The sequence below is a fragment of the Kitasatospora sp. NPDC017646 genome, from assembly GCF_044329365.1.
In the GTDB taxonomy this organism is placed as follows: domain Bacteria; phylum Actinomycetota; class Actinomycetes; order Streptomycetales; family Streptomycetaceae; genus Kitasatospora.
This window is the reverse complement of the sequence record NZ_JBIRJC010000007.1, coordinates 190,946-202,824: the sequence shown is the minus strand read 5'-3', so window position 1 is coordinate 202,824 and position 11,879 is coordinate 190,946. Positions and strand designations below refer to the sequence as shown.

12 protein-coding genes are annotated in these 11,879 nt (G+C 70.9%); 5 read left to right on the top strand and 7 right to left on the bottom strand.

The annotated features are described in order from the left end of the window. Window positions 1-26 precede the first annotated feature (26 nt). The 4 genes from msrB to ACH4J0_RS14490 form a co-directional block, all read right to left on the bottom strand. Window positions 27-431 carry a peptide-methionine (R)-S-oxide reductase MsrB gene (gene msrB, locus ACH4J0_RS14505; protein ID WP_396239837.1) on the bottom strand — a complete coding sequence of 135 codons (405 nt, stop codon included), beginning with the start codon at window positions 429-431 and terminating at the stop codon, window positions 27-29. A gap of 22 nt (window positions 432-453) precedes the next feature. Next, window positions 454-1,842 carry a UDP-N-acetylmuramate--L-alanine ligase gene (murC, locus tag ACH4J0_RS14500; RefSeq protein ID WP_396239975.1) on the bottom strand — a complete coding sequence of 463 codons (1,389 nt, stop codon included), beginning with the start codon at window positions 1,840-1,842 and terminating at the stop codon, window positions 454-456. 139 nt (window positions 1,843-1,981) lie between these two features. After that, window positions 1,982-2,443: a hypothetical protein gene (locus tag ACH4J0_RS14495; protein ID WP_030288263.1), complete on the bottom strand. Its 462-nt coding sequence runs from the start codon at window positions 2,441-2,443 to the stop codon at window positions 1,982-1,984. A 65-nt stretch (window positions 2,444-2,508) separates the two neighbouring features. Then, window positions 2,509-3,285, bottom strand: a complete 777-nt coding sequence (locus ACH4J0_RS14490) for a pyrimidine reductase family protein (protein ID WP_043388873.1) — start codon at window positions 3,283-3,285, stop codon at window positions 2,509-2,511. A 134-nt stretch (window positions 3,286-3,419) separates the two neighbouring features. Between ACH4J0_RS14490 and zapE the strand changes: the two genes are divergently transcribed. From zapE to ACH4J0_RS14470, 4 genes are all read left to right on the top strand, one after another. After that, on the top strand, window positions 3,420-4,466 hold the full coding sequence (zapE, locus tag ACH4J0_RS14485; RefSeq protein ID WP_396239973.1) for a cell division protein ZapE: 1,047 nt from the start codon (window positions 3,420-3,422) through the stop codon (window positions 4,464-4,466). A gap of 326 nt (window positions 4,467-4,792) precedes the next feature. Beyond that, the gene (gene uvrB, locus ACH4J0_RS14480) at window positions 4,793-6,883 is read left to right on the top strand and encodes an excinuclease ABC subunit UvrB (RefSeq protein WP_396239835.1); all 2,091 of its coding nucleotides are present in this window, start codon (window positions 4,793-4,795) and stop codon (window positions 6,881-6,883) included. Window positions 6,884-7,145: 262 nt separating this feature from the next. Further along, window positions 7,146-7,724, top strand: coding sequence for a TerD family protein (locus ACH4J0_RS14475; RefSeq protein ID WP_396239833.1), 579 nt, complete (start codon window positions 7,146-7,148; stop codon window positions 7,722-7,724). 189 nt (window positions 7,725-7,913) lie between these two features. Further along, window positions 7,914-8,894 carry a TerC family protein gene (locus ACH4J0_RS14470; RefSeq protein ID WP_396239831.1) on the top strand — a complete coding sequence of 327 codons (981 nt, stop codon included), beginning with the start codon at window positions 7,914-7,916 and terminating at the stop codon, window positions 8,892-8,894. Between the two features lie 54 nt (window positions 8,895-8,948). Here ACH4J0_RS14470 and ACH4J0_RS14465 read toward each other — a convergent pair whose 3' ends face one another. Then, the gene (locus tag ACH4J0_RS14465) at window positions 8,949-9,704 is read right to left on the bottom strand and encodes a GntR family transcriptional regulator (protein ID WP_396239829.1); all 756 of its coding nucleotides are present in this window, start codon (window positions 9,702-9,704) and stop codon (window positions 8,949-8,951) included. A gap of 196 nt (window positions 9,705-9,900) precedes the next feature. Here ACH4J0_RS14465 and ACH4J0_RS14460 point away from each other — a divergent pair, with 196 nt between their 5' ends. Next, window positions 9,901-10,071: a hypothetical protein gene (locus tag ACH4J0_RS14460; protein WP_396239827.1), complete on the top strand. Its 171-nt coding sequence runs from the start codon at window positions 9,901-9,903 to the stop codon at window positions 10,069-10,071. A gap of 266 nt (window positions 10,072-10,337) precedes the next feature. On the opposite strand, the gene ACH4J0_RS14455 is transcribed toward ACH4J0_RS14460, so the two are convergent. After that, window positions 10,338-10,991 (bottom strand): MBL fold metallo-hydrolase, encoded by a 654-nt coding sequence (locus ACH4J0_RS14455; protein WP_396239825.1) that lies wholly within the window; start codon window positions 10,989-10,991, stop codon window positions 10,338-10,340. A 45-nt stretch (window positions 10,992-11,036) separates the two neighbouring features. Next, window positions 11,037-11,771, bottom strand: a complete 735-nt coding sequence (locus tag ACH4J0_RS14450) for a maleylpyruvate isomerase family mycothiol-dependent enzyme (RefSeq protein ID WP_396239823.1) — start codon at window positions 11,769-11,771, stop codon at window positions 11,037-11,039. Window positions 11,772-11,879: the final 108 nt, after the last annotated feature.

Sequence of the window (11,879 nt, the reverse complement as noted above, 5' to 3'; positions counted from 1 at the left end):
TCCGTCCGGGCCCTCCGGCGCCGCTCCTACTCGGCCGGGCGCAGGCTCAGCGAGATGCTGTTGATGCAGTACCGCTGGTCGGTCGGGGTGCCGTAGCCCTCACCCTCGAAGACGTGGCCCAGGTGCCCGCCGCAGCGGGCGCAGCGCACCTCGACCCGGCGCATGCCGAGCGAGGTGTCCTCGATGTACTCGACCCGGTCCTCGGCCAGCGGCGCGTAGTAGGACGGCCAGCCGCAGTGGCTGTCGAACTTGGTCTCGGAGCTGAACAGCTCCGCCCCGCAGGCCCGGCAGCTGTAGACGCCGACCGTCTTGGTGTCGGTGTACTCGCCGACGAAGGGGCGCTCGGTGCCCGCCTCACGGAGCACGTGGTACTCCTCGGGGCTGAGCTGGTTGCGCCACTCGGCCTCGGTCTTCTGGATCTCGTAGCTCATCACGACTCCCGCTCGGCGTACGTCAGACGTTGGAGGCAACGTTCGCGAGGTGCTTGAGAATTTCTGGCCCGAGGTTGGTGACGTCGCCCGCGCCCATGGTGAGGAGCAGGTCGCCCGGGCGGGCCAGGCCGGCCAGCAGAGCGGGGGCGGCGGCGAAGTCGTGCTCGGGGGTGACGTCGGCGCCGGCCCGGCGGGCGGCGTCGATGATCAGTTCGCTGGTCACGCCCGGGATCGGGTCCTCGCGGGCCGGGTAGATGTCCAGCACCACGGAGGCGTCGGCCAGCGCCAGGGACTGGCCCATCTCCTCGGCGAGCTGCTGGGTGCGGCTGAACAGGTGCGGCTGGAAGACCACCAGGACGCGGCCCTCGCCCTCCAGGCCCTCGCGGATCGCCTCCAGGTCGGCGGTCATCTCGGTCGGGTGGTGGGCGTAGGAGTCGATCACCTGGACGCCGGCCGCCTCGCCCTTGAGCTGGAGGCGGCGGCGCACGCCTGTGTAGGCGCCGAGCGCCTTGGCCAGGTCGGCGGCCGGGACTCCCAGCGCGACGCCGGCGGCCAGCGCGGCCACCGCGTTGTGGGCGTAGTGCCGCCCGGGCACCGAGACGGTGAAGGTCAGCTCGGAGCCGTCCAGCAGCACGGTGACCTCGCTGGTCATGCCGCGGGCGACGACCGAGAGGACACGCAGGTCGGCGTCCTCGGCGGCGCCGACGGTCACCACGGTGAGGCCCTCGCGGCCGGAAATCCGGGAGGTCAGCTCGCGGGCGCCGTCGTGGTCGGCGGAGACGACCAGGGTGCCGCCGGGGGTGATCCGGCCGACGAAGGTCTCGAAGGACTCGTAGATCTCGTCGATCGAGGCGTAGTTGGCGTGGTGGTCCAGCTCCACGTTGAGCACGATCGCCACCTCGGGCGCGTACTTGTGGAAGCTGCGGTCGCTCTCGTCGGCCTCGGCGACGAAGATCTCGCCGGTGCCGTGCTGGGCGTTGGAACCGGGGGCGTCGAGGTCGCCGCCGATCGCGTAGGACGGGTCGAGGCCCAGCTCGCCGAGGGCGACGGCGAGCATGCTGGTGGTGGTGGTCTTGCCGTGGGTGCCGGCCACCGCCAGAGCCCGGCGGCCGCCCATCAGCGCGGCCAGCGCGTCGGAGCGGTGTACCACCGGGATGCCGCGCTCGCGGGCGGCGACCAGCTCCGGGTTGTCGGCGCGGATCGCGCTGGAGACCACGATGCTGCTGGCGCCGTCCGGGACGTGCTCGGCGGCGTGGCCGACGTGCACGGTCGCGCCGAGGGCGCGCAGCGCGAGGATGGTCTCGGACTCCTTGGAGTCACTGCCGGAGACGCTGGCACCGCGCACTGCGAGGATCTTCGCCAGGCCGGACATCCCGGCGCCGCCGATGCCGATGAAGTGCGGGGCGTGCAGGTCGTGCGCGGCGTCGTTCAAGGCGTGGCTCCGTAGGGGCGGGGGCTGGGTGGGCAGGTGGGTCCTCGCGACGTGCGAATCGTCCTCGCGGGCGGACCGCAAGGACGATTCTGCACCACCGGCGCACCGGGCCAGGGACCTACGAGTCGCTGGCGAACAGCCTGAGCACCGGCACCCCCACCTTGTGCCGGGCCTGGGAGGCCCAGTCGCGGTGGAAGAACTCCTCCACGAAGTGCGGTGAGGTGAGCACCACCACCTCGTCCGCCCGGTGTTCCTCGACCGCCACGCGCAGCCGCTCCAGCGGCCTGTCCTCGACCAGTTCGCCGATCGCCTCGGCCCCGGCCGCGCGCAGGTGGCGCAGGCTGTGCTCCAGCGATTCGCTGGCCACGGTCGGGCCGCTCTCGGACTCGTCGTGCTCGCGCACCACCTTGTCGAGGTGGCCGAGGGCGACGTCGTCGAGCGCCCGCAGCAGTTCGTCCTGCTTGCCGCGCGGCTGCATCAGGACGACGAAGGACACCTTCTCGTCGCTGTGGAGCGTCGTGACGAGCTCCACGTCCGCGTCCGAGAGAGCCTTTTCGATCATCAGTACCGTCTTGAACACGTGAGTCCCTTCCAGTGGCCGGCCCCCGGGCCCCGGCATCGCATAACGGGATCACGATCGGGGGGTCACGGGGTCTCCGAACCCGGGTGACGCAGGTAGCGGGTGAAGAGGAATCCTTTCTGCTCGATCAATGAGACCAGCCGCATCCGTTGCACGTCAGGCATTTCCGCATCGTGGAGGATGCGCGGCGCGTCGCCGCCCGTGACCAGCGGGGCCAGCGACAGGCACAGCTCGTCCAGCAGGTCCGCCGCCGCGAGCTGCCCCAGCAGCCGCGGCCCGCCCTCGGTCAGCAGGCGCGTCCAGCCCCGCTCCACCAGGGCCGCCACCCCCGCCCGCAGGTCCACCGAGCCGCGCCCGGCGAGCACCACGTCGGCCACCTCGGCGACCTCCCGGCGGCGCTCCTCGGGGGCGTCCTCCACCGTGATCACCACCGTCCTGACCAGCGGCTCCGTGAACAGCGGCGCGCCCAGGTCGAAATCCAGCGAGCGGCTCACGATCGCGATCGCCGGCGCCGGGGACTGCCCCGCCGCCGCCCGCGCGGCCGCGAACTCCCGACGGGCCCGGGCCGGCCGGTAGCCCTCCGCCCGGACCGTCTCGGCGCCCACCAGCACCACGTCCGACAGCGCCCGCAGCACCCCGAAGATCCGCTTGTCGGCGTCGCTGGACAGGCCCTCGGACAGGCCGTCGAGCCTCGCCCCGCCGTCCAGCCCGGACACCATGTTGGCGCGCAGCCACGGGCGCCCCCGATTCACCTGGTCGGGGTACGCGTAGACGGCGGCGAGCGACTCCAGATCGGAGGGATCGGCGACCGGAGCACCCAGCGGGCTGATCAACTGTTGCATGTCCTCAGTGTTCCACCGGAGCGCTCCGGAGGGGGCCCGCAGGAGGTCCGGAGGGGTTTCGGGGGCGGCCGGGACCAGGCGTACCCTCTACTACCGTGCCCGCAGCCTCCCGCCCCGCCACCGCGACCGACCCGATAGCCGCCGCGAGCCCGGCCGGCAACCCGATCGCGCTCACCGACCGCCGCCCCGTCGTGCCCGCCGAGCGGCTGGTCGCCGAGATGGTCCCGCCGCCCCGGTTCGCCGACGTGAGCTTCGGGACGTACATCCCGGACCCGACCCAGCCCAGCCAGTACGAGGCGGTCCAGGTCCTGGAGCAGTTCGCCGGCACCCTCGGGAGAGGAAACGGTTCCGCACCCAAGCGCAGCTGGTTCCGCCGCTCCGCCCCCGCGCCCACCGGCCCGGCCGGGGTCTACCTCGACGGCGGCTACGGCGTCGGCAAGACCCACCTGCTCGCCTCGCTCTGGCACGCCGCCCCCGGCCCCAAGGCCTTCGGCACCTTCGTCGAGCTGACCAACCTGGTCGGCGCGCTCGGCTTCCAGCAGGCCGTCCGGACCCTCTCCGGGCACACCCTGCTGTGCATCGACGAGTTCGAGCTCGACGACCCGGGCGACACCGTGCTGGTCTCCACGCTGCTCGGCCGGCTGGTCGAGAACGGCGTCAAGCTGTGCGCCACCTCGAACACCCTGCCCGAGAAGCTCGGCGAGGGCCGCTTCGCCGCCGCCGACTTCCTGCGCGAGATCCAGGGCCTGTCCGCGCACTTCCGCCCGATGCGGATCGACGGCCAGGACTACCGCCACCGCGGCCTGCCCGACGCCCCGCCGCCGTACGCCGACGACACCGTCGAGGCCGTCGCCGCCCGCACCCCCGGCGCCTCCCTGGACGACTTCGACGCCCTGCTCGGCCACCTCTCCGCCGTGCACCCCAGCCGCTACGGCGCGCTCCTGGACGACGTCACCGCGGTCTGCCTGCGCGGCGTGCGGCAGGTCGACGACCAGTCCACCGCGCTGCGCCTGGTCGTCCTCGCCGACCGGATGTACGACCGCGAGCTGCCCATCACCGCCTCCGGCCTGCCCTTCGACCGGGTCTTCCCCGAGGACATGCTGCGCGGCGGCTACCGCAAGAAGTACCTGCGCGCGATATCCCGCCTGGTCGCCCTCGCCCGCGACAGTGCGAAGTCCTGAGCCCGTGACCCTCGTCCTGGCCGTTCGCTGCGGTCACCAGCTCTACGACAAGGGACGAGGAGCGGCGGCTACCGCACCCGTCGGGTCGTTCCGCCGGAGCACCGCGAGAGCGGGGAGTACCGGGCGGCCGGGCTCGACGAGGAGACCGTCGAGAGCATCGAGGAGAGCGGGGTCGACCCGACCCTGCCGCTGATCGGGCTGCTCGCCGCCGCCTCCGACGCCGCTGTGCGCATCGACCCCGCCCGCGAGCCCGCCATGAGGTGCGAGGCGCACGCGGCCCGACCGGAGCGGCGCCGGTTGTCAGTCGGGGGTCGTACGGTGGAGGCGTGCGTCCCATCACGAGTATTGAGCGGTCCGTGGCGCCCTTCGAGGTCGTCAGCCCCTACCAGCCGAACGGTGACCAGCCGACGGCGATCGCCGAGTTGGAACGGCGGATCAGGGCGGGGGAGAAGGACGTCGTGCTGCTCGGTGCCACCGGTACCGGCAAGTCGGCCACCACGGCCTGGATGATCGAGAAGCTGCAGCGCCCCACCCTGGTGATGGCGCCGAACAAGACGCTGGCCGCGCAGCTGGCGAACGAGTTCCGCGAGCTGCTGCCGAACAACGCCGTCGAGTACTTCGTCTCGTACTACGACTACTACCAGCCCGAGGCGTACGTCCCGCAGACGGACACCTACATCGAGAAGGACTCCTCGATCAACGAGGAGGTCGAGCGGCTGCGCCACTCGGCCACCAACTCACTGCTCACCCGCCGCGACGTGATCGTGGTCGCGTCCGTCTCCTGCATCTACGGCCTCGGCACCCCGCAGGAGTACGTGGACCGGATGGTCCCGCTCAAGGTCGGCCAGGAGATCGACCGCGACGTGCTGCTGCGCCGCTTCGTGGACATCCAGTACGCGCGCAACGACCTGGCCTTCACCCGCGGCACCTTCCGGGTCCGCGGCGACACCATCGAGATCTTCCCGGTGTACGAGGAACTCGCCGTCCGGATCGAGATGTTCGGCGACGAGATCGAGTCGCTCTACACCCTCCACCCGCTCACCGGCGAGATCATCAGCCAGGACGAGCAGATCTACGTCTTCCCCGCCTCGCACTACGTGGCCGGCCCCGAGCGCATGGAGCGGGCGATCACCGGCATCGAACAGGAGCTGGAGCAGACGCTCGGCAAGCTGGAGAAGCAGGGCAAGCTGCTGGAGGCCCAGCGGCTGCGCATGCGTACCACCTACGACATCGAGATGCTGCGCCAGATCGGCACCTGCTCGGGCGTCGAGAACTACTCGATGCACTTCGACGGCCGCGAGCCCGGCTCCCCGCCGAACACCCTGCTGGACTACTTCCCGGAGGACTTCCTCCTGGTCATCGACGAGTCGCACGTCACCGTCCCGCAGATCGGCGCGATGTACGAGGGCGACGCCTCGCGCAAGCGCACCCTGGTCGAGCACGGCTTCCGGCTGCCGTCCGCGATGGACAACCGCCCGCTGAAGTGGGAGGAGTTCCTCGGCCGGATCGGTCAGACGGTGTACCTGTCGGCGACGCCGGGCCCCTACGAGCTGTCGCGGGGCGACGGTCAGGTCGAGCAGATCATCCGCCCGACCGGACTGATCGACCCCGAGGTGATCGTCAAGCCGACCGAGGGCCAGATCGACGACCTCGTGCACGAGGTCCGCAAGCGGGTCGAGCGGGACGAGCGCGTCCTGGTCACCACGCTGACCAAGAAGATGGCCGAGGACCTCACCGACTACATGCTCGGCCTGGACATCCGGGTCCGGTACCTGCACAGCGACGTGGACACCCTGCGCCGGGTGGAGCTGCTGCGCGAGCTGCGGGCCGGCCGGTTCGACGTGCTGGTCGGCATCAACCTGCTGCGCGAGGGCCTGGACCTGCCCGAGGTGTCGCTGGTGGCGATCCTGGACGCGGACAAGGAGGGCTTCCTGCGCTCCGGAACCTCGCTCATCCAGACGATCGGCCGCGCCGCCCGCAACGTCTCCGGCCAGGTGCACATGTACGCGGACCGGATCACCCCGTCGATGGAGAAGGCGATCGACGAGACCAACCGCCGCCGGGCCGTGCAGCAGGCCTACAACAAGGAGCACGGGATCGACCCGCAGCCACTGCGGAAGAAGATCGGCGACATCCTGGACACCCTCGCCCGCGAGGACGTGGACACCGACGAGCTGCTCTCCACCGGGTACCGGAACCAGGGGAAGGGCAAGGCCCCGGTGCCGACGCTGGGCGCGGAGCGCAAGCCGGCCAAGTCGATGCCGGCCGCCGAGCTGGCGGAGCTGATCCAGGAGATGACCGACCGGATGCACACGGCGGCCGCCGACCTCCAGTTCGAGGTCGCGGCCCGGCTGCGCGACGAGGTGAAGGAGTTGAAGAAGGAGCTGCGGCAGATGCGCGAGGCGGGGGTGGCCTGACGGGGTGTCCGGGGCGCCGGGCCACGGCTCTTCCCCGCACCTGCGGGGGGCAACCGCCCGGCGGTGTCTCATCCTTGCCACAAACGGGGTAACCCGGAGGAGTCGCGGGTGCCGCAGGCCCTAGGCTGGCCTGCGGCACCGTGCCCTCGGGACGGGGATGCGGGCCGCCAGCAGAGGGGGCCTCAGCCGGGGGACGGCGACGGGGTGTTCCACCGGGGAGCCGTGCGGCAGCGACCGCGTGGCCGGCAGAGAGGACAACGTCGTGTCGGTGAACCTTGCCAAGGGGCAGCGGGTCAGTCTCCAGAAGGGGGCGGGCGGCTCCCTGACCGTGGTCCGGATGGGACTCGGCTGGCAGGCCGCCCCCAAGCGGGGCCTGTTCGGCAGCCGGACCAGGAAGATCGACCTGGACGCCTCGGCGCTGCTGTACGCCGAGAAGACGCCGACCGACGTGGTGTTCTTCCAGCACCTTGAGTCCACCGACGGCTCGGTACGGCACACCGGGGACAACCTGGAGGGCGGCTCCGGCGCCGAGGACGACGAGGCGATCCTGGTCGACCTGCTGCACGTGCCGGCGCACATCAGCCAGGTGGTGTTCACGGTCAGCTCGTACACCGGGCAGACCTTCGCCGAGGTGAGCCGGGCGCACTGCCGGCTGCTGGACGAGACCACCGGCTCGGAGCTGGCCCGGTACGAGCTGGCGGGCGGCGGGCCGCACACCGGTCAGATCATGGCGAAGGTGGTCCGGGACGGCGACGGCGGCTGGGAGATGCAGGCGATCGGTGCCCCGGCGAAGGGGCGGACGTTCCAGGACCTGCTGCCCGCGATCGAGCCGTTCCTCTGACCGTTCTTTACCTTATTTACCTTCCTTTGCCTCTTCTGTTACCCTCGATGGCAGCGGAGGGGAGTATTCCTCGACAGCCGACCCCGTCATCACGGGTGCCCGTCGCGGCACCCCGGGGCGCTGGCCCGATGGGCGGAAGAGACCTCCGGCAGTGACGACCTGTCTCGCCTAGCTGCCGGAGGAGCAGTAATGGACGTTTCCGTGACCATGTGGGCCACCACGATCGGTGTGCTGATCGCACTGATCGTGGCGGACTTCTTCATCGGGGGGCGCAAGCCGCACGAGGTCTCGGTCAAGGAGGCCGGGATCTGGACGGCCGTCTGGATCGCGCTGGCGGCGCTCTTCGGCGGCTTCCTCTGGTGGCACTCCGGCGGGCGGCCGGCGGGTGAGTTCTTCGCCGGATACATCACCGAGAAGTCGCTCAGCGTCGACAACCTCTTCGTCTTCATTCTGATCATGGGCAAGTTCGCGGTGCCCAGGATCTACCAGCAGCGCGTGCTGATGTTCGGTGTGATCATCGCCCTGGTGCTGCGAGCGGTGTTCATCGCCGGCGGCGCGGCGCTGGTCACCCAGTTCTCCTGGGTGTTCTTCATCTTCGGCGCCTTCCTGATCTGGACGGCCTGGAAGCTGATCAAGGAGGCCCGGGCCGACGAGGAGGACGAGGAGTTCGAGGAGAACCGCCTGCTCAAGTCGATCACGCAGCGCTTCCCGTCGACCGACAAGTACCACGGCACCAAGCTCTTCATCGTGGAGAACGGTCGCCGGCTGATCACCCCGATGCTGATCGTGATGCTGGCGATCGGTACGACGGACGTGCTGTTCGCCCTGGACTCGATCCCGGCCATCTTCGGCCTCACCCAGGACCCGTACATCGTCTTCACGGCGAACGCCTTCGCCCTGATGGGCCTGCGCCAGCTGTACTTCCTGATCGGCGGCCTGCTGAAGAAGCTGGTCCACCTGAGCTACGGCCTGTCGGTGATCCTCGGTTTCATCGGCGTGAAGCTGGTCCTGCACGCCGCCCACGAGGCCGGCGCGCACGTCCCGGAGATCGGCATCCCGCTCTCGCTGGGCTTCATCGTGGCGGTCCTGGCCGTGACGACGGTGACCAGCCTGATGGCCTCCAAGAAGCAGGAGCAGGCCGAGCGCGAGCCCGAGAAGCTCGACGCCTGAACGGGATAAGGAAGCTTTGGGGCCCCGCCGCCGGATGCGATCCGGCGGCGGGGCTCAGTTCTGTGGGCGACGGCCGTACTCGGTCACCCAGCGCGAGCCGAGCAGCACGATGTCTGCGGTCTCGACCGGGCGGCCGGTGGCCTGGTCGTAGTAGGTGCGCTCGATCGCCATCACGGGCACAGCGGGCGCGACACCTAGGGCCTGTGCCTCGGAGCGAGTGGCCTGGCGGGCCGTGACCCGTTCGACCGGCACGCCGACCTCGATGCCGATGAGGGCCATCCGGTCGGCGACGCCGATGCCTGCGTGCGGGCCGGCTTCTGGCAGGACGATCAGGCTGCCGCCGGTGATTGCCATGGGCTCCCAGCTCTCGGCCAGCTGAGCCGGCTCGCCGTCGGCCAGGTAGACGTAGCTGGTGTGCATCACCGGATCGCCAGGCTGGATCTCCAGCCGGGCCGCGATCCGGGTGTCGGCGGCACGAGGCTGCGACTCGTGCCGCCAAGTTCCGACCACGCCTTGCCGGGCGAGGGCGGACTCGGTCGGCGAACCGTCGCCGGGTGCCACGCGCTGGCGTCGCACCAGAACGGCCGGTGGCTCCTGGGACTTGACGTAGTAACCGGCGCCCGGGCGCGCGAGCACGAGTCCTTCGTCGATCAGCACGGCGTAGGCCCGCTGGACCACGCCGGTCGAGACGTTGTGCTCGCGCTGAAGCGCACTGATGGACGGCATTCGATCGCCCGGCTGAAGCCGCCGGGAGGTGATGTGGCCGCGCAAGGCGTCCGCGACGTGCAGGTAAGAGGGTGTGTCGCTCACGCCTCGGCCTCCTCGCTCCGAATGGTGCGTTGCGGCTGACACCGTAACGCTCGCGGGGCTGCTCTATCGATACGCTTTCACCGTACCGATAAGGAGGGCGTCGGCGCAGATTGGCATGCGCACAAGTCTGTTCAAGGCCTCTCTCGGCCAGGCTGCTGGGGCTCCCGTGCGAATCACCAAGGGAAAAGCGGGTCGCGTGCGACTTTCGACGACCGCGCCGGCCGATACGTCGTCCACGCAGTGGACCGAGGTCCTCGACATCCTGCGGTCGGGCTGCGAGTGGGGCTCCATCGACGCCACGGGTGAGGTCATCGTCTGGGTCGAGCTGGAGGACTTCAACATGATCAACATGGGAGCCTGGTCGTGACCGCTGCTGCGTCACGAGGCCGGTCGGACCCGCCGACCGGCCTCGTGATCCGCTTCGATGTGGGCAGGGCCGGGCGCTACGTCAGCGCCGAGTGCCAGCTCGATGCGCACTGGGCCTGTCCTCGCGGAATCAGGGAGCTGTCCGGGGCGGTCGCCCTGGTGTGTCTCTGCATGGAGCCGTCGTGCGCGTGTGCCCGGCATCTCTCAAGAGACGAGCCGTGATTCGGGCCGGTCGGCTCCGGGCGGAGCCGACCGGCCCGGAATTCGTCACCAGCCGCGTTCGCGCCACTCCTCCAGGTGGGGGCGCTCGGCGCCGAGGGTGGTGTCGTTGCCGTGGCCGGGGTAGACCCAGGCCTCGTCGGGGAGGGCGTCGAAGATCTTCTCGTTGACGTCCCGGAAGAGGGTCCTGAAGGCCTCCGGGTCGCCCCAGGTGTTGCCGACGCCGCCGGGGAAGAGGCAGTCGCCGGTGAAGACGTGGGGATGGCCCTGGGGGTCGTCGTAGATGAGCACGATCGCGCCCGGGGTGTGCCCGACCAGGTGCCGGACGGTGAGCTCCACGTCGCCGACCCGCAGTTTGTCGCCGTCGGCGAGCAGCAGCTCGGTGGGCACGTCGATGCCCTCGGCGTCGTGCTGCCCGGCGGCGGTGCGGGCGCCGGTGGTGGCGACCACCTCGGCGAGCGCGCCCCAGTGGTCGTGGTGCCGGTGGGTGGTGACCACGGTTTCGAGGTCGTCCCCGACGGTCTCCAGCAGCACCGGGGCGTCGGAGGCCGCGTCGATCAGCAGCTGCTCGTCGGTGGCCCGGCAGCGCAGCAGGTAGGCGTTGTTGTCGTACGGCCCGACGGCCACCTTGGTGATCATCAGGTGTGCCAGCTCCCGCACGTCCGGCGGTCCGCCGACCTTGACCGCTCCGTGGTACGTCATCCGTCCGCTCCTCGCTGTGTCGGTCCTGGGATCATCCTCGCGCCGTCAGCCCAGCGGGGGAAGCTGGGGGAGCGCGATGTCGGGGGCGCGGCGCAGGCCGGCGCCGTCGGAGCGGCCGGTGAGCCAGGCGAGCAGGGCGCGGACGGTGCCCTGGACGGTCAGCGGGTCCGGGCCCGAGCCGATCAGGCCGCGGTCCCCGGTGTCCTCGGCGACCAGCTCGACGGCGGGCAGGTCGGTGCCGTGGAGCCGGAGGGCGAGCTTGTGGAACTCGGTGACGGCGAACTCCTCCGGCCACTCGGCGGGGGAGTAGCCGCCGTCCAGGTCGACCAGGTGGTACTCCAGCTCGCCGAGGCGCTTCCAGACCAGGTCGCAGGCCGGGAAGACGGCGCCGGAGCGGTGGCGCACCTCGGCGGCCCAGTCCTCGTCGGTCATCAGCGCGACGGCCGCGAGGAAGCGCTGGTGCGACTCCCTCAGGTCGGCGAGCTGGGCGTCCAGCGGGCGGCCGGCGCCGTCCTCGATGCCCTGCTCGCGCTCCCCCTCGCTGGCGTACTGGGGGATGTCGGTGCCGGAGCGGGCGCCGGTCAGCAGGTTGACCAGGGAGTCGGCGTTGCGGGCGAGGTGGGCGAGCACGTGGCCGCGGGTCCAGCCGGGGAGCGCGGAGGGCTCGGCGACGGCCTCGGCCTTCAGCCGGGAGACGGTGTCCAGCATGCGCCGGGTGCTGCGCTCGACCAGGCTCAGCCGCCCGGCGGCGACGGCGGCTGCGGACTGCGGGTCGGTCATCGAAAAACTGCCTTCCGTACGCGACGGCGCGTTGCCCGGAGCGGGCCCCGCTCGTTGACCAGCCGACGCTACCGCCGATTCCCCGGCCCTGAGCAGGGGTTTTTCGGT